A 17291-nucleotide genomic window follows, 5' to 3' on the forward strand; every position below is an offset into this window, starting at 1 on the left:
CGACGTGCGCCCCGCCAGCGCCTCGCCCAGGGCCTGCTGCACCGCGGCCTCCGACTCGGAGTCCAGCGAAGCCGTCGCCTCGTCGAGCACCACCACCCGCGACCTCCCCAACAGCAGGCGGGCGATGGTCAGCCGTTGCCGTTGCCCGCCGGACAGACGGTAACCGCGCTCTCCGACAACGGTGTCCAGCCCGTCAGGCATCTCGGCGATCAGATCGGCCAGCCGGGCGCGCCGCAGCGCCGCCCACAGGTCGGCCTCGGTGGCCTCCGGAGCCGCGAGCAGCAGGTTGGACCGGATCGACTCGTGGAACAGGTGGCCGTCCTGGGTGACCATGCCGACGGTGTCGCGCAGCGACTCGAACGTCACCTCGCGCACGTCGGCGCCGCCGAGCCGGACAGCGCCGTCGTCGACGTCGTACAGCCGCGCCAGCAGCGCCGCGATCGTCGACTTCCCCGCCCCCGACGATCCGACCAGCGCGACCATCTGCCCCGGCTCGGCGGTGAACGAGATGCCGTGCAGCACCTCCTCGCCGCCGCGGTCGTCGAGCGTCGCGACCTCCTCCAGCGAGGCCAGCGACACCTTGTCGGCCGCCGGGTAACCGAACCGCACCCGATCGAACTCCACGGCGACTGGGCCGTCGGGCAGCGCCGCGGCGTCGGGCTTCTCCCGGATCAGCGGCACCAGGTCGAGCACCTCGAAGACCCGCTCGAAGGACACCAGCGCGCTGGCGATCTCGACGCGGGCGTTGGCCAGTGCGGTCAGCGGGGCGTAGAGCCGGGTGAGCAGCAGCGCCAGCGACACCACCGCGCCGGTCTGCAGGTGCCCGCCGATGGCCAGCACGCCGCCGAGGCCGTACACCAGCGCCAGCGCGAGCGCCGACATCAGCGTCAGCGAGTTCATGAACGTCGCCTGCAGCATCGAGGACCGCACGCCGATGTCGCGGACCCGCCCGGCACGCGCCGCGAACTCGCCCGACTCCTGCGCCGGCCGGCCGAACAGCTTGACCAGCGTCGCACCGGGCGCGGAGAACCGCTCCGTCATCTGGGTGTTCATCGTCGCGTTGTAGATCGCGGCCTCGCGGCTCAGGTGTGCCATCCGGGCGCCGATGCGGCGGGCGGGCACCACGAACAGCGGCATCAGCACCAGCGACAGCAGGGTGATCTGCCACGAGATGCCGATCATCACGGCCAGCGTCAGGGTCAGCGTGACGACGTTGGAGACGACGCCGGACAGCGTGTCGGAGAACGCCCGCTGTGCGCCGATGACGTCGTTGCCCAGCCGGCTGACCAGCGCGCCGGTCCGGGTTCGGGTGAAGAACGCGACCGGCATGCGCTGCACGTGGTCGAACACCGCGGTGCGCAGGTCGAGGATCAGGCCCTCACCGATGGTCGACGACAGCCACCGCGTCAGCAGCGACACCGCCGCCTCGGCGACCGCGACGCCGGCGATGACGAGGGCCAGCACCACCACCGCGCTCGCCGGACCGCCGGCAGTGATGACGTCGACCACCCGCCCGGCCAGCAGCGGCGTGGCGACCGTCAGCAGTGCGGTCACCACGCTGACGCCGACGAACACGCCGAGCCTGCGGTGGTGACGCGCCGAGAACCGCCAGATCCGCTTCAGCAGCGTGCGGTCGGCCAACGACCGCAGATCACCGCCGCGGGCGTGCGTCTGCCGGTACAGCGATTGCCGGGCAACCGTCTCCAAGCTCATGTTTTCACCGTAGAACCTCAACAATGGATTAGGTCAAAGCCTTCCGGCCCGGCGAATTCGCCGTCCTGGCCTGCAGCGTTCCCCGAAGAGCGCCGCGCCAACCCCAGCTCAGACGATGCCGAAGTACCCGATCACGCCGGCGACAGCGACCACCAGCAGCGGATTGAGCTTGGTGAAGACGAATACCGCGGTGCAGACGGCCGTCAGCAGATAGGCCCGCCAGTCGTGGTCGGCCGAGCGGCTCATCACCAGCGAAGTGGCCAGGATCAGCCCGACGGTCAGCGGGGCGAAGCCCTTCTCGACGGCGATCCGCAGCCGCGACTTCTGCGCCTTCTGCCAGAACTGGGTGATCACCAGGACCAGCGTGGCCGCAGGCAGCACCATCGCGACCGTGGCGACCACGCCGCCGAGGATCGCGCCCGGCACCCCGCCCACCTCGAGGCCTGCGGCGTAGCCCACCATCCCGACGATCAGGATGCTCGGACCCGGCGCCGACTGGGAGATCGAGAACAGATCGGCGAACTGCCCGTCGGTCAGCCAGTGCCGTTCGTGCACCGCCCTGGCATGCATCTCGGGCAGCACCGCGTTGCCCCCGCCGATCGACATCAGCGACAACGACCCGAACAGCGCGATGAGTTGCAGGTAGGTGCTCACGTCTCGGTGGCCGCCTCCCGCGCCCGGCGCGGCCACGCCCAGAGCACGCTGAGCGGCGCGAGGATCGCCAGCACACCGAGCAGCGGCCAGCGCAGCACGCCGTTGAGGACGAACGCCGCTGCGAACAGCGCGACGGGCACCAGACCGGTGAGGCACTGGCGGCCGGTCTGGATCACCATCGCCACGGTCAGCGCGACAGCGGCCGCCGACGCGCCGTGCAGCACACCGGCGACGGCGGGCACCTCCTTGAAGCGGAAGTACAGGAAGGCCATCACCAGGATGATCACCAGCGGCATGAAACACAGCCCCGCCACCGCGGCGACCGCCCCCGCGACCGAGCGCATCTTGCTGCCCGCGAACACCGCCATGTTGACCTGATTGGCGCCCGGCAGGATCCGGCACATCGTCATGGCCGAGAGGAACTCCGCCTCGCCGAGCCACCGCTTCTCGACGACGAGGATCTCCCGCGACCACGCCGACAGTCCGCCGCCGAACGACGCCAGCGCGATGTGGTTGAACGTCCAGGCGATGTCGAACAGTGAGACCGGCTTGTCGGTCTCACTCATGGTCGACGTGCGCGTCGGCGGGGAAGTCGAGGTGGGTCTCGTCCTCGTGGTGGTGCGCCGGCTCGAGGGGGTCGGGTGGCTCGTAGTGGTGCGACGTCTCCCAGTCGCCGTCGAAGACCTGCTTCAACCGGGCCACGGCTTCGGGGTCGCTGGTGATCACGCCCAGTTCGCGGCGCAGGTCGAATGCGCTCCGGTCGATGTTCATCGAACCGAGCAGCGCCTGACTGTCGTCGATGATCAGCAGCTTCGCGTGCACCCGCAGCTGCTTCTGCTTGCGCACCTTGACCCCGAACCGGCGCAGGGTGCGCAGCGAGGCGAAGGTGTCCAAGACGTCCCACTCGCTGATGCCGTGCCTGCCGCCGCACAGCACGTGTACCTTCACGCCCCGGTCCGCGGCGGCGGCGATGTGGTCGAGGATCACGGCGTCGACGTACTTCGGGTGCTGGATGTCGAGGCGGTGGGTGGCGGCGTCGATGAACTGCGCCATCCGGTAGCGCGAGTTCGCGTTGCTCCACAGCAGGCCGTCGTTCTGCGCGGGCGACCAGTCCTCGTGGTTCCAGTCCGCGTGGAACGCCTCGGTGATCTGGGCGACGTGATCGCGGTCGGTGGTGATGATCCCGTAGTCGCGGGTGCGGGTGAAGTACTTGGTGCACAGGTTGAACGTGGCGATCAGGGCGGCGTCGCCGTCGACGACGATCGACTTCTCGTGGGTCACGTAGAACTTCGGGTTGCACCACTGCACCTCGACGCCCGCGGCGCGGAGTCGTTCGTAGGTGTCGTCGTTCGCGCGGTCGCCACCGGACCGCTTGGCGTTCAACATGACCCGCACGTCGACGCCCGCGGCCCTCCGGTCGATCACCGCGTCGATGAGGCTCTCGTCGGTGAACGTGAACTGCTTGACCAGGAGGCGCTCGCGGGCGGAGGTGATGAACTCCCGAACCGGGGCCAGCCCGTCGTCGGGTTCCACGATCAGATTCGACGACGGCACAAGTCCCGGATGCTAGCACCGCCGCGAAGCCAGCAAACGGTGATGGGCGTAACTTGTGGGCCGTGATCAACGACTCCTCGGCGTCACGCCCGAAGCTGGACGTCTGGGAACGACGCACCGAGTGGCCGCTGGCAGCGGTCGCCATCGTGTTCCTCATCGCCTACGCGATCGACGTGCTCGCCCAGCCGCAGGGCGCGGCCGACGTGGCCATCGAGGTGGTCGCCTGGGGTTCCTACGCCATCTTCGCCGTCGACTACGTCATCCGGCTGAGCCTGGCCTCCAACCGCTGGCGGTGGTTCTTCCGCCACCTGTTCGACCTCGCGATCGTGCTGCTGCCGCTGCTGCGGCCGCTGCGCCTGGTGCGGCTGGTCATCCTCATCTCGGTGCTGCAGCGGGCCGTCGGCAATGCGATCCGCGGCCGGGTCGTCATCTACACGATCTCGGCGGCCGTCCTGCTGGTGTTCGTGGCGTCGCTGGCGGTGCTCGAGAGCGAACGCGACGCCGTCGACCCGCACATCACGAATTTCGGCGAGGCGCTGTGGTGGTCGATCACCACGATCACCACCGTCGGCTACGGCGACCTGACCCCGCTCACCGGCACCGGCCGGGTGATCGCGGTGCTGCTGATGATCGGCGGCATCAGCCTCGTCGGTTCGATCACCGCCACGTTGGCGTCGTGGATCGTCCAGCGCGTGGCCGACGAACAGTCGGCCGAGGAGGCGGTGACCACCGCGCACGTCGAGCAGGTGCTCGCCGAGATCAAGGCGTTGCGAGCCGAGATCGCCCTGCTGCGCGACGAGGGACGAGGTCTCGGCGGTCAGCCTCCCCCAGCGTGACCCGGCCATCAGGCAAGATTGCGGACATGGACAGTGGTGGTGTGGCCTCGCCCCGGGTGCTCGTGGTGGACGACGACCCCGACGTGCTGGCGTCGCTCGAGCGCGGGTTGCGGCTGTCCGGGTTCGACGTCTCCACCGCCGTGGACGGCGCCGAGGCGCTGCGCAGCGCCACCGAGACCCGGCCCGACGCGATCGTGCTCGACATCAACATGCCGGTGCTCGACGGCGTCAGCGTGGTGACCGCGCTGCGCGCGATGGACAACGACGTGCCGGTCTGCGTGCTGTCGGCGCGCAGCAGCGTCGACGACCGGGTGGCGGGGCTCGAGGCCGGCGCCGACGACTACCTGGTCAAGCCGTTCGTGCTGCAGGAGCTGGTGGCGCGGGTGAAGGCGCTGCTGCGCCGCCGCGGATCGTCGGCCACCATCTCGTCGGAGACCATCCAGGTGGGCCCGCTGGAGGTCGACATCCCGGGCCGGCGGGCGCGCGTCAACGGCGCCGACGTCGACCTGACGAAGCGTGAGTTCGACCTGCTGGCGGTGCTCGCCGAACACAAGACCGCGGTGCTCTCGCGCGCGCAGCTGCTCGAGCTGGTGTGGGGTTATGACTTCGCCGCCGACACCAACGTGGTGGACGTGTTCATCGGCTACCTGCGCCGCAAGCTCGAGGCCAACGGCGCGCCGCGGCTGCTGCACACCGTGCGTGGTGTGGGTTTCGTGCTGCGGACCCAGTAGTCGATGAACCTGCTGTCGCGCATCCGCCGCACGCCTTCACTGCGGGCCAGGGTGGTGGTCGCGACAGCGATCGGCGCGGCGATCCCGGTGCTGATCGTCGGCACCGTGGTCTGGGTGGGCATCACCGGGGACCGCAAGGAGCGCCTCGACCGCAGGCTGGACGAGGCGGCCGGCTTCGCGATCCCGTTCCTGCCGCGCGGGCTCGACGAGATCCCGAAGTCGCCCAACGACAAGGACGCCGTCATCACGGTGCGCAGGGCCGGGCAGATCAGTTCGAACTCCGAGGTGGTGCTGCCCGAGTTGCCCGCGGGCTACGAGGACACCTACGTCGACGGCGTGCGGTACCGGGTGCGCACGGTCGAGATCCCGACACCCGAGCCGATGCTGGTGGCCGTCGGCGACACCTACAACGCCACCATCGCCGACACCAACAACCTGCACCGGCGGGTGGTGATCATCTGCTCGCTGGCGATCGGCGCCGCCGCGGTGGTGGGCTGGTTGCTGGCGACGTTCGCGGTGAGGCCGTTCAAGCGCCTTGCGCGGCAGACCAGCCAGATCGACACCGCCGACGAGACGCCGGTCATCGAGGTGCGCGGCGCGACGGAGGCCGTCGAGATCGCCGACGCGGTGAAGGGCATGCTGCAGCGCATCGCCAAGGAGCAGGACCGGACCAAGGCGGCGCTGACCTCGGCGCGCGACTTCTCGGCGGCCTCGGCGCACGAGTTGCGCACCCCGCTGACGGCGATGCGGACCAACCTGGAGGTGCTCGCCACCCTGGACCTGGACGGCGAGCAGCGCCAGGAGGTGGTCGGCGACGTCATCCGCACGCAGTCGCGGATCGAGGCGACGCTGTGGGCGCTCGAGCGGCTGGCGCAGGGGGAACTGTCCACCGCCGACGACCATGTCCCGGTCGACATCACCGATCTGCTCGACCGGGCCGCGCACGACGCGATGCGGATCTACCCCGATCTGGAGGTCTCGCTGGCGCCTGCGCCGACGGTGATCATCGTCGGGCTGCCCGCCGGGCTGCGGCTCGCGGTGGACAACGCCATCGCCAACGCCGTCAAACACGGCGGGGCGGGCCGGGTGCAGCTCTCGGCGGTCAGCTCACGCGAGGGCGTCGAGATCGCGATCGACGACGACGGCTGCGGCGTGCCCGAGGAGGAACGCGCGCTGGTGTTCGAGCGGTTCTCCCGCGGGTCGACGGCGTCGCGGCTGGGTTCCGGGCTGGGGTTGGCGCTCGTCGCGCAGCAGGCCGAACTGCACGGCGGCACGGCGACGCTGGAGGCCAGCCCCCTGGGTGGCGCCCGGCTGCTGCTACGGCTGCCGGGCCCGCGACCCGGCGAGGGATTGCAGCTCTAGCGGGTGGCCAGCAGGTCGATGACAAAGATCAAAGTCTTGCCCGAGAGCCGGTGCCCGCCGCCCGCGTCGCCGTAGGCCTGGGCCGGCGGGATGGTCAGCTTGCGTCGGCCGCCGACCTTCATCCCGGGTATGCCGTCCTGCCAGCCCTGGATCAGGCCCTGCAGCGGGAACTCGATCGACTCGCCGCGGTTCCACGAGCTGTCGAACTCCTCGCCGGTGTCGTACTCGACACCGACGTAATGCACCTCGACGTTGGCGCCCGGCACGGCCTCCGCGCCCTCGCCGACGACCAGGTCCTCGATGACCAGATCGGTCGGAGGCGGTCCATCGGGAAACTCGATCTCGGGCTTTCCCCCACTATTGGCAGTCACCGCACCCACCGTAGTCGGGCAGACTGGTGCCGTGGCCAAAGACGAAGACATCCTCGATCAGGTGAACCGACTCGTTGCCGAGGAGAAGGACCTGCGCTCCCAGCTCCAGCACCACGAGATCGACGAATCCGAAGAACACCAGCGGCTGCGTGCCGTCGAGGTGGCACTCGACCAGTGCTGGGACCTGCTGCGACAACGACGCGCCCTGCGTGAGTCGGGCAAGGATCCCCGTGAGGCCGAGGTGCGACCGGCCGGTGAGGTCGAGGGTTACCTGAACTGAGCGCCGACCACGCCGCTCCGGCGGGGACCTTCGATGCGGTGATCGTCGGTGGCGGCCACAACGGGCTGGTCGCCGCGGGGTATCTGGCGCGCGCCGGCAGGCGGGTGCTGGTGCTGGAACGCCTCGACCACGTCGGCGGGGCGGCCGTCTCGGCGCACGCGTTCGAGGGCGTCGACGCGCGGCTGTCGCGGTACTCGTATCTGGTCAGCCTGCTGCCGCGGCGGATCGTCGACGATCTGGGCGCACGCGTCCGGCTGGTCAAGCGGCGGCAGTCGTCGTACACGCCGGACCCGGCGACCGGCGGGCGGAGCGGGTTGCTGGTGGGTCGGACGAACACGTTCGCGGCCGTCGGCGCCGCCGACGACGAGGCCGGCTTCGCGGAGTTCTACCGTCGCTGCCGCACGGTCACCGAGCGGTTGTGGCCGACCATGACGGCGCCGCTGATGACGCGCAACCAGGCGAATGCGCACGTGCTGGCCGGCGACCCGGATGCCGGCGCGGTGTGGCACGCCATGACGGGCGCGCCGATCGGTGCGGCGATCGAAGGCGCGGTGTCCAGTGACCTGGTGCGCGGGGTGATGGCCACCGACGCCCTGATCGGCACGTTCGCCAGGACCGACGACCCGTCCCTGGCGCAGAACGTGTGTTTCCTGTACCACCTGCTCGGCGGCGGCACCGGCGACTGGGACGTCCCGATCGGCGGCATGGGCGCGGTCAGCGGCGCGCTGGCCGCCGCGGCCGCCGGCTTCGGCGCCGAGATCGTCACCGGCGCAGATGTGTTCGGTATCGACCCGGACGGCGAGGTGCGCTACCGGTCCGGCGGGCGGGAGCACCGCGTCGGCGCGCGGTTCGTGCTGGCCAACGTCACCCCGGCGGTGCTCGCCGGCCTCGTCGGCGACCCCGCGCCACAGCTCGCCGGCGGGTCCCAGGTCAAGGTGAACCTCATGCTGCGCCGGTTGCCGCGGTTGCGCGACGCGTCGGTGACGCCCGAGCAGGCATTCGGCGGGACGTTCCACGTCAACGAGAACCTGACGCAGCTCGACGCCGCCCACGACCGTGCCGCAGGCGGCGATGTCCCCCAGCCGCTGCCGTGCGAGATCTACTGCCACTCGCTGGCCGATCCGACCATCCTGTCCGACCGCCTTCGCGAGACCGGCGCGCAGACGATGACGCTATTCGGATTGCACACGCCGCACTCGCTGGCCCACGGCCAGGATCCGGAGCGGCTGCGCAATGCGCTGACGTCGGCGGCGCTCGGTTCACTGAACTCGGTGCTGGACGAACCCGTGCAGGACGTGATCCTCGAGGACGGCGCGGGCCGGCTGTGCATCGAGACCAAGACCACGGCCGACCTGGAGCACACACTCGGCATGACCGCGGGCAACATCTTCCACGGCGGGCTGCACTGGCCGTTCGCCGAGGACGACGAGGCGCTCGACACCCCGGCCCGGCGCTGGGGTGTGGACACCGCCCACGAGCGAATCCTGTTGTGCGGCTCCGGCGCTCGGCGCGGCGGCGGGGTGTCGGGCATCGGTGGGCACAACGCGGCGATGGCTGTGCTCGAAAGCCGGTGAAGCGGCGGCCGGCTTGCTAGCCTGGCGAAGATGAAGGCCACGATCGCGGCACTCGCCGCTGCGGCGATGTCCGCGGCGGCGATGGTGCTCGCCGCGCCTGCGCAGGCGGTGCCGACCTACGGCAGCAACGGGGTGTTCGGCGTCGACACGGAGGCAGGCAAGGGCTGGGTGACCGCGTTCATCGCGCCGGGCCGCTACCGCGTCGACCAGGCGCCGAGCATGGCGCCCTATCAGAGCGCTCCCGGTTTCTGGTTGCGCTGCAACGCTTTCCCGTGTTCCCACAATGCCGGTGGCCACATCATCGCGCGCGGCGATGCGGTGCGGGGCGTCGCGACGTTCGTCGACATCCTGCCGACCGACACGGCGGTGGCGCTGTACAACACGACACTCACCCGCGTCTGAGCGTCACCTCAGCCGGCCGATGATGGCATGCAGCGTCACCAGGTCGTCGGCGGCGAGCGCGCTCAGAGCAGGGGGCGCCGGGTCGTCGATGGCGTCGATCCGCTCGACCACGGCGCGACCGGCCGCCGTCAGCGACACCCGCTTGCTGCGGCGGTTGCCCGGATCGACCTCGCGCATCACCAGTCCACGGTCTTCGAGGTCGTTGACGGCGACGGTGGCCGCGGGCGCATCGATGGTGGCGGCGTGCGCGATCTCCTTGACGCTCATCGGCTGACGGGCCAGCCGGCGCAGGACGCGGACCCGGCTGAACGGCAGCCCCGTCTGCTCGACCACCGCGCGCTTCCAGCGCTCCCGGTTGTCGTACACCAGCGCGGCCATCGCCCGCCAGACGTCGTCGGCCAGACCGTCATGTGACATGCGTCGGCTCCGTGCGGACGGGATCGCCGGCGATCAGCGGCGCCAGCCGCTCGGCGGACCGCAGCGCCCGTCCCGATGTCGAATAGACGCCGAGCACGGTGATGACCACCCCGAATGCGGTGCACACGAACCACAGCGGGCGTGCCGCGGTCGCGAAGTCGGCAGCCGTGCCGGCCAGCGCCGCTCCCGCCACCGAACCACACAGCGCCACACCGATGCTCACGCCGATCTGCCTGCTGGTCGAGGTCACCGCCGACGCCGCGCCGGCCCGGTCCAGCGGCATCCCGCTGACCGCGGCGTTGGTGATCGGCGCGTTGACCATCGAGAAGCCGATGCCGTACACCGCGAACACCACCAGCAGCTCCCACACCGGCGTCGTCGCGGTGAGGAACGTCAACAACACCGAGGCCGACGTGATCAGGACACCGGCGACGAGCAGCGACGGCCGGGCGCCGAACCGCCCGACGAGGCGTCCCGACAACGGCGAGAACAGCAGCGCGCCGATCGCGATCGGCAGGTAGATGAGGCCGGTGTGCATCGGCGAATAGCCGCGCTCCCCCTGCAGGTACAGCGACATCATGAACAGGAACGCGCCCCACGCCGCGAAGGCCGAGATCGCCGTCACCGTCGCCGAGGTGAACGGGATGCTGCGGAAGAAGCGCAGGTCGACGAACGGGTCGTGGCGGCGCGACTCGTAGCGCAGGAACGCCGCGAACGCGATGACGGCGACCACCGCGGCGCCGACGGTCCGCGGATTCGTCCACCCCAGCCCCGGGCCCTCGATCAGGGTGAACACGACGCCGAACAGGAACAGCACGCCGAGCGCCTGCCCCACCGGGTCGATGTTGCGCATGGTCGCCGACTTGGTCTCGGGCACGAACACCGCGGTCAGGATGATCGCCGCCGCGCAGATCGGCAGGTTGATCCAGAACACCGCCCGCCAGCCGATCCACTCGATCAGCAGTCCGCCGACGATGGGGCCGAGCGCCATCGAGATGCCGACCACGGCCCCCCAGAACCCGAGCGCCCGTGCGCGCTCGACCCGGCCGGTGAACACCTGCGAGATAATGGACAGCGCAACGGGATTCATCATCGAACCCCCGACGGCCTGCAGCAGCCGCGCGACGATCAACGTCTCGATGTTGGGCGCCAGGCTGCACAGCAGTGAGCCGAGCGCGAAGATCGCCAGCCCGAGCTGGAACACCCGCCGCCGGCCGAACCGGTCGCCGGTGGCGCCGGCCAGCATCAGCAGCGACGCCAGCACAAGCGTGTAGACGTCGATCACCCACTGCAGCTGCGACGGCGACGCGTGCAGGTCCGAGCGGATGGCCGGGATGGCGACGTTGACGATCGTCGCGTCCATCGACACGATCAGCAGGCTCAGGCAGCAGGACATCAGGATGATGGCCTTGCGCCGCGAGGTCATGCCGACAGTATCGATCACCTAACTATTGTGAAACTACAACTGTCGTGATCGCAAGCGGATTGATCGTGACATTCGTCGCCCCGCGACCGTGCGCGGGAACCGCGTCAGCGCTTCTCGGAGTCCACGTAGTCGCGTTCGGTGTAGCCGGTGTAGATCTGCCGCGGCCGGCCGATCTTGCCGCCACCCTCGTCGTGCATCTCCCGCCAGTGCGCGATCCAGCCCGGCAACCGGCCGAGCGCGAACAGCACGGTGAACATCCGCGTCGGGAAGCCCATCGCGCGGTAGATCACGCCGGTGTAGAAATCGACGTTCGGGTAGAGCTTGCGTTCGACGAAGAAGTCGTCGGTGAGGGCGAACTCCTCCAGCGACTTGGCGATGTCGAGCAGTTCGTCGTCGCCGCCGAGCTTGCCGAGGATCTTGTCGGCCTGCTCCTTGACGATCCGCGCGCGGGGGTCGTAGTTCTTGTAGACGCGGTGACCGAAGCCCATCAGCTTCACGTTGTCCTCGCGGTTCTTCACCTTCTTGACGAAGGTCTGGACGTCGCTCTCCTCGGTGCGGATGCGCTCGAGCATCTCCAGCACCGCCTGGTTCGCGCCGCCGTGCAGCGGCCCCCACAGCGCGTTGATGCCGCCGGAGATCGACGTGAACAGATTCGCCTGCGAGCTGCCGACCAATCGCACCGTCGAGGTGGAGCAGTTCTGCTCGTGGTCCGCGTGCAGGATCAGCAGCATGTCGAGGGCGCGGACGACCTCAGGGTCCACCTCGTAGGGCTCGGCCGGCAGGCCGAACGTCATCCGCAGGAAGTTCTCGACCAGGCTCATCGAGTTGTCCGGGTAGAGGAACGGCTGGCCCACCGACTTCTTGAAGGCATACGCCGCGATCGTCGGCAGCTTGGCGAGCAACCGGATCGTCGACAGCTCGACCTGCTCGTCGTCGAACGGGTCGAGCGAGTCCTGGTAGTAGGCGCTCAGCGCGTTGACGGCACTCGACAGCACCGGCATCGGGTGGGCGTTGCGCGGGAAACCGTCGAAGAACCGCTTCAGGTCCTCGTGCAGCAACGTGTGCCGCTGGATCTGGGTGGTGAACTTCTCCAGCTGCTCCGCGGTCGGCAGCTCGCCGTAGATCAACAGGTAGCTGACCTCGATGAAGGTCGACTTCTCGGCCAGCTGCTCGATCGGGTAGCCGCGGTAGCGCAGGATCCCGGCGTCGCCGTCGATGTAGGTGATCGCACTCTTGGTCGACGAGGTGTTGACGAAACCGCTGTCGTAGGTGGTGTAGCCGCTCTTGGCCAGGAGTGACCCCAGCGCGATGCCGTCGGATCCTTCCGTGGCGTGGACTACATCCAGCTCCAGTTCGCCCCCGGGATAGGACAGGGTGGCGTGCTCTTCTCCACCGGACGGGTTATCGGCCACGGGTACCCCTTCGTCATCGCCTGAGATGCGGACCTGTCCTACAAAAGGTAGTCCCATCCCGACGGTCGTGCCCGCGGGGGGCGGCAGTTGCTCAGGCCGGCTGCCGGGCGCCGGCCGTCTCCGCCAGGAACATCGAGTAGGTCTCCTCGACGCGCGACACGATGGCCTCGACGGTGAGGCTGGCCCAGTCCGATTTGCCGACGTCGGCCATCGCGGTGCTCACGATCGCCGACCACACGCACGCCACCAGCTTGAGCCGCTTGTCGTCGCGCGCCACCCCCATCCGCTGCGCGAGGGCGGCGTTGACCGCGTCCTCGCGGAACTCCCCGGACAGGTGACGCAGTGAGGGCGAGGAGTTGATGATGCGGGCGGCGGCGAGCAACCGCTCGGAGGTCAACCCGTTGACCGCACCGGTCTTCGTCGAGACGAACGCCTCGATATGGGCCTTGCACAGCGCATCCAGGTGGGTGAGGTCGTCGGGCTGGCGCGTCAACTGGACCGCCACCAGCTCGACGATGTCGTCGATGGAGGCGAGTACGACGGCGTCCTTGGTGGCGAAGTAGCGGCTGAACGTGCGCGGCGAGACGTCGGCGACGGCGGCGATCTGGTCGACCGTGGTGGCCTCGTATCCCTGCCGGGTGCACAACTCGACGGCCGCCTCGATCAGTTCTGCTCGCGTGCGCTGCTTCTTGCGCTCACGCAGGCCGAGGATCGGTTTGCCGTCGACTTCAGCCACGTCGCGATGCTATCCCGCCGAGCTGATGAAATCCTGAAAATTTGGCACCCTATGCAAATCGCCCGTACTCACAGTATGTCTGCTCGGGGCGTTTTCCCCGGTCGGTAGCGAACGAAGGCCGGTGACAGCAGGGCGGCCACCAGTACGCCGGCGACCACCAGCCCGCCTCCGCCGGCCGCGGCGATGGTCGTGCCCACCGCGGCCGCCGCGGCGCCGTGCACGGTGTCGGCCAGCCGCGGCCCACCGGCGACCACCACGACGAAGACGCCCTGCAGGCGACCTCGCACGTCGTCGGACGCCGCCTCCTGCAGGATGCTCGACCGGAACGCCGCCGACACCATGTCCGCCGCGCCCCCGAGGGCGAGGAACGCCAGTGCGGCCCATAGCATTCCGCCGGCACGGCCGTCGGCCAGCCCGCAGGCCACACCGAAGCCGACCATCGCCAGACCCCACACCACGATGGCGGCCACCACCGCGAGCCCCTGCCTGCCGATCCTCGGCAGCCAGCCCGAGAACACGCCGCCGAGGACGGCGCCCACCGACATCGCTGCGGCCAGCAGCGCCACCGTGGTGCCGCCCTCGACGGGGCCGCCGAAGCTCTCGTGGGCCAGTTGCGGGAACAGTGCCCGCGGCATGCCGAAGATCATCGCGATCAGGTCGACGACGAACGACATCAGCACCACCCGGTTGCCTGCCAGGTGGCGGAAGCCGTCGAGCACCGCTCGCAGACCCCAGCGCGCCCCGCCCTTCGAGTCGCCCGACGGCGGCATCGCAGCGAGCCGGAACGTTGCCCAGATCGGCAGAACGCACGTCAGCGCGTCGATGAGGTACAGCGTCGACAGGTCCACCCAGTGCAGCAGCACGCCGGCCAGCAGCGGGCCGACGATCGCGCCGAACTGGAACACCGTCATGTTCAGCGAGTTGGCGGCAGGCAACTGGTCGCCGGGCACCATCCGCGGGATGGCGGCCGCGCGGGTCGGCGAATTCACCGCGTAGAAGCCCTGCTGCACCCCCAGCAGACACAGCACCACCCAGACGTTGTTCAGTCCCAGCGCGGCCTGCAGCCACAACAACACCGACGCCGCGGCCAGCCCGCACGAGGTGATCACCAGGAGCACCCGGCGGTCCATTGCGTCCGCCCAGGCGCCGCCCCACAGCCCGAAGACGATCAGCGGCACCAGTGCGAAGACGCCCGCCAGTCCGACGTACGCCGAACTCTGGGTGAGCGCGTAGAGCTGCACCGGCACCGCGAAGATCGTCAGGTTGGCGCCGATGACGGTGGGGATGCCTGCCAGCCACAGCCGGCGGAAGTCCGGCGAACGAAGCGGGGCGGTGTCGGCGAAGAGCCGCCGCACGCTAGGGCTGGAGCCGCTCGACGCGGACTCCGTCCGGCGCGAGCGTCACTCGGATCCGGTTGTGCACCCGATTCTCCCGGCCCTGCCAGAACTCGACGGTCTCGGGTGTGATCAGGTATCCGCCCCAGTTCGGCGGCACCGGCACCTCGTCGTCGGCGGCGAAGCGTTCGGTCACCTCGGTCAGCTGATCGAGCAGCGCGCTGCGCGAGGCGATCGGCTTCGACTGGTGCGACGCCCACGCCCCCAACTGGGAGCCGCGTGGCCGCTTCGACCAGTACTGCTCGGTGGTGTCCGGCGCGACGCGGGTGACCGCCCCGCGCACGTGCACCTGCCGGCCCAGCGCGTACCAGGGGAAGGTCACCGACGCGTAGGGCGTCGTCGCCAGCTGCTCACCCTTGTCGGAGTCGTAGTTCGTGTAGAACGTGATGCCCTCGCCGTCGACGCTCTTGCACAGCACCGTGCGGGTGACGGGACGGCCCGCCGCGTCGACGGTGCCCACCACCATCGCGTTGGGTTCGGCGGCACCCGCCCGCTCGGCATCGGTCAGCCAGTTGCGCAGCAGGTCAACCCAACCCGTCGCGGGGTCGGCGCCGAGCCAGTCGGCCTCCAGGTCTCCGCTGCCGTCCTTCTCCACCGATCCGTACTCCACGCGCATCCTCGCCAAGTGTTCATTCGAGGCGCCGTCCGATCCGACGGCGTCCGACCCATCAGCCACCCGCACGACGCTACGCCTGGACGGGCAAGCCGAAGTGGCCGCGGTTACCGGCCGGTAGCGAGGGCGCCCGGCGGTGGTGCGAGAATCTGCTCATGACTGCCGCGTCGGGGCTGCCGGAAGACTTCGCCGAGGGACTCGAGGGCGTGGTGGCGTTCACCACCGAGATCGCCGAACCCGACAAGGACGGTGGCGCGCTGCGGTACCGCGGCGTCGACATCGAGGACCTCGTCACACAGAAGGTCACCTTCGGCGACGTGTGGGCGCTGCTCGTCGACGGCGAGTTCGGCCGCGGACTACGCCCCGCAGAACCGTTCCCGCTGCCGATCCACAGCGGTGACGTCCGCGTCGACGTCCAGGCCGGCCTGGCCATGCTCGCCCCGATCTGGGGCTTCAAGCCGCTGCTCGACATCGACGACGCCACCGCCCGCGACCAGCTCGCCAGGGCGTCGGTGATGGCACTGTCCTACGTCGCCCAGTCCGCCCGCGGCATCTACCAGCCCGCCGTGCCGCAGCGCGTCGTCGACGGGTGCGACACGGTGACAGCACGATTCATGACCCGCTGGAAGGGCGAGCCGGACCCCAGGCACGTCGAGGCCATCGACGCGTACTGGGTGAGCGCCGCCGAGCACGGCATGAACGCCTCCACCTTCACCGCGCGGGTGATCGCCTCGACCGGCGCCGACGTGGCCGCATCGCTGTCGGGTGCCGTCGGCGCGATGAGCGGCCCGCTGCACGGCGGCGCCCCGGCGCGGGTGATCCCGATGATCGAGGAGGTCGAGAAGACCGGCGACGCCGCCGCCGTGGTCAAGGGCATCCTGGACCGCAAGGAGAAGCTGATGGGCTTCGGGCACCGGGTGTACCGGGCCGAGGACCCGCGGGCCCGGGTGCTGCGCGGCACGGCGCAGCGGTTGGCGGCGCCGCGCTACGAGGTGGCGGCGGCGCTCGAGCAGGCCGCGCTGACCGAACTGCGCGAGCGTCGGCCCGACCGCGCGATCGAGACCAACGTCGAGTTCTGGGCCGCGGTGATCCTCGACTTCGCCGAGGTGACGACCTCGATGATGCCGGCGATGTTCACCTGCGGGCGCACCGCGGGCTGGTGCGCGCACATCCTCGAACAGAAGCGGCTCGGCAGGCTCGTCCGGCCGGCTGCGGTCTACGTCGGTCCCGAACCGCGCGGCCCGGAAACCGTGCGCGGATGGGATCAGATCGCCCGCTCGTGACCGCCGATCGGGTCTTCTACAGCGCCGCAGCGAGTTTCGCCGAACTGGTGGCGAAGATCCAGGCCGGCGCGTGGGACGGCCCCGGCCTGGGCGAGTGGGATCTGCGCGCACTGGTCGGCCACACGTCGCGATCGCTGACGACGGTGAGCGCCTATCTGAGGACCACCGCCCCGCGTGAGGACCTGCGCGACCCGCAGGAGTACTACGTGTTCGCACGGCAGTTCGCGACGCAGGCCGGCGGCGCCGCGGTGCTCGAACGCGGCCGGCAGGCGGGTCGAGATCTCGGGCCGGACCCCGCCGCGGCGGTGGAGGCGCTGGCCGCACAGGTCCGCCGCGATCTCGACGGCGCCGACGACCGGTTGATCGAGGTGATCGGCGGACAGGGCATCCGGCTGTCCAACTACCTCCCGACCCGCACGTTCGAACTGGCCGTGCACGGCCTCGACATCGCCCGCGCCGTCGGGCTCGACCACGCGCTGCCCCGCGACGTCCTTGCCGCCGCGGTCCGGCTGGCCGCGGACACCGCCGTCACG

The 17291-nt window shown here is 70.0% G+C and carries 19 protein-coding genes; 8 read left to right on the forward strand and 11 right to left on the reverse strand.

What is annotated here, in order from left to right:
• From Q2100_RS20855 to Q2100_RS20870, 4 genes are all read right to left on the reverse strand, one after another.
• Positions 1-1713 (reverse strand): ABC transporter ATP-binding protein (locus Q2100_RS20855; RefSeq protein WP_302915596.1); only part of this gene is annotated, 1713 nt, incomplete at its 3' end.
• Positions 1714-1821: 108 nt separating this feature from the next.
• Positions 1822-2367: a chromate transporter gene (locus Q2100_RS20860; RefSeq protein WP_264015067.1), complete on the reverse strand. Its 546-nt coding sequence runs from the start codon at positions 2365-2367 to the stop codon at positions 1822-1824.
• Positions 2364-2933: a chromate transporter gene (locus Q2100_RS20865; RefSeq protein ID WP_264015066.1), complete on the reverse strand. Its 570-nt coding sequence runs from the start codon at positions 2931-2933 to the stop codon at positions 2364-2366. Before Q2100_RS20865 ends, Q2100_RS20860 begins: the two co-directional genes overlap by 4 nt.
• The gene (locus Q2100_RS20870; RefSeq protein ID WP_407667668.1) at positions 2926-3900 is read right to left on the reverse strand and encodes a phospholipase D-like domain-containing protein; all 975 of its coding nucleotides are present in this window, start codon (positions 3898-3900) and stop codon (positions 2926-2928) included. Before Q2100_RS20870 ends, Q2100_RS20865 begins: the two co-directional genes overlap by 8 nt.
• 83 nt (positions 3901-3983) lie before the next feature.
• Between Q2100_RS20870 and Q2100_RS20875 the strand changes: the two genes are divergently transcribed.
• Genes Q2100_RS20875 through Q2100_RS20885 form a run of 3 tightly spaced genes read left to right on the forward strand, consistent with a single transcriptional unit; the run spans position 3984 to position 6850 of the window.
• Entirely contained in the window at positions 3984-4757 is a 774-nt protein-coding gene (locus tag Q2100_RS20875) for a potassium channel family protein (RefSeq protein ID WP_302915597.1), read from the forward strand.
• Between the two features lie 26 nt (positions 4758-4783).
• Positions 4784-5488, forward strand: coding sequence for a two-component system response regulator PrrA (prrA, locus tag Q2100_RS20880; protein ID WP_276009539.1), 705 nt, complete (start codon positions 4784-4786; stop codon positions 5486-5488).
• Positions 5489-5491: 3 nt separating this feature from the next.
• The gene (locus Q2100_RS20885) at positions 5492-6850 is read left to right on the forward strand and encodes a sensor histidine kinase (RefSeq protein WP_302915598.1); all 1359 of its coding nucleotides are present in this window, start codon (positions 5492-5494) and stop codon (positions 6848-6850) included.
• Here the strand turns inward: Q2100_RS20885 and Q2100_RS20890 are convergent.
• Positions 6847-7221, reverse strand: coding sequence for an FKBP-type peptidyl-prolyl cis-trans isomerase (locus Q2100_RS20890; RefSeq protein WP_407667669.1), 375 nt, complete (start codon positions 7219-7221; stop codon positions 6847-6849). The two genes, Q2100_RS20885 and Q2100_RS20890, sit on opposite strands and share 4 nt — an antisense overlap.
• Before the next feature lie 31 nt (positions 7222-7252).
• Here Q2100_RS20890 and Q2100_RS20895 point away from each other — a divergent pair, with 31 nt between their 5' ends.
• Genes Q2100_RS20895 through Q2100_RS20905 form a run of 3 tightly spaced genes read left to right on the forward strand, consistent with a single transcriptional unit; the run spans position 7253 to position 9477 of the window.
• Positions 7253-7501: a DUF2630 family protein gene (locus Q2100_RS20895; protein WP_264015062.1), complete on the forward strand. Its 249-nt coding sequence runs from the start codon at positions 7253-7255 to the stop codon at positions 7499-7501.
• 38 nt (positions 7502-7539) lie between these two features.
• Entirely contained in the window at positions 7540-9075 is a 1536-nt protein-coding gene (locus Q2100_RS20900; RefSeq protein ID WP_302915599.1) for a phytoene desaturase family protein, read from the forward strand.
• A 30-nt stretch (positions 9076-9105) separates the two neighbouring features.
• On the forward strand, positions 9106-9477 hold the full coding sequence (locus Q2100_RS20905; protein ID WP_302915600.1) for a hypothetical protein: 372 nt from the start codon (positions 9106-9108) through the stop codon (positions 9475-9477).
• Between the two features lie 3 nt (positions 9478-9480).
• On the opposite strand, the gene Q2100_RS20910 is transcribed toward Q2100_RS20905, so the two are convergent.
• The 6 genes from Q2100_RS20910 to pdxH form a co-directional block, all read right to left on the reverse strand.
• Positions 9481-9894 carry a MarR family transcriptional regulator gene (locus tag Q2100_RS20910; protein WP_302915601.1) on the reverse strand — a complete coding sequence of 138 codons (414 nt, stop codon included), beginning with the start codon at positions 9892-9894 and terminating at the stop codon, positions 9481-9483.
• Positions 9884-11320 (reverse strand): MFS transporter, encoded by a 1437-nt coding sequence (locus tag Q2100_RS20915; protein ID WP_302915607.1) that lies wholly within the window; start codon positions 11318-11320, stop codon positions 9884-9886. Before Q2100_RS20915 ends, Q2100_RS20910 begins: the two co-directional genes overlap by 11 nt.
• 104 nt (positions 11321-11424) lie before the next feature.
• Positions 11425-12732 (reverse strand): citrate synthase, encoded by a 1308-nt coding sequence (locus Q2100_RS20920; protein ID WP_264015059.1) that lies wholly within the window; start codon positions 12730-12732, stop codon positions 11425-11427.
• Positions 12733-12823: 91 nt separating this feature from the next.
• Positions 12824-13468, reverse strand: a complete 645-nt coding sequence (locus tag Q2100_RS20925; RefSeq protein WP_302915602.1) for a TetR family transcriptional regulator — start codon at positions 13466-13468, stop codon at positions 12824-12826.
• Positions 13469-13536: 68 nt separating this feature from the next.
• On the reverse strand, positions 13537-14823 hold the full coding sequence (locus tag Q2100_RS20930) for an MFS transporter (protein WP_302915603.1): 1287 nt from the start codon (positions 14821-14823) through the stop codon (positions 13537-13539).
• Between the two features lies 1 nt (position 14824).
• On the reverse strand, positions 14825-15538 hold the full coding sequence (gene pdxH / locus Q2100_RS20935) for a pyridoxamine 5'-phosphate oxidase (RefSeq protein WP_264015056.1): 714 nt from the start codon (positions 15536-15538) through the stop codon (positions 14825-14827).
• Between the two features lie 92 nt (positions 15539-15630).
• Between pdxH and Q2100_RS20940 the strand changes: the two genes are divergently transcribed.
• Complete coding sequence (locus Q2100_RS20940) at positions 15631-16758, forward strand: citrate synthase 2 (RefSeq protein WP_302915604.1); 1128 nt, start codon at positions 15631-15633, stop codon at positions 16756-16758.
• A partial coding sequence (locus Q2100_RS20945; RefSeq protein WP_302915605.1) for a maleylpyruvate isomerase family mycothiol-dependent enzyme occupies positions 16734-17291 on the forward strand: 558 nt, incomplete at its 3' end. The genes Q2100_RS20940 and Q2100_RS20945, both read left to right, overlap by 25 nt.

This window comes from Mycolicibacterium arseniciresistens (assembly GCF_030519285.1).
In the GTDB taxonomy this organism is placed as follows: domain Bacteria; phylum Actinomycetota; class Actinomycetes; order Mycobacteriales; family Mycobacteriaceae; genus Mycobacterium; species Mycobacterium arseniciresistens.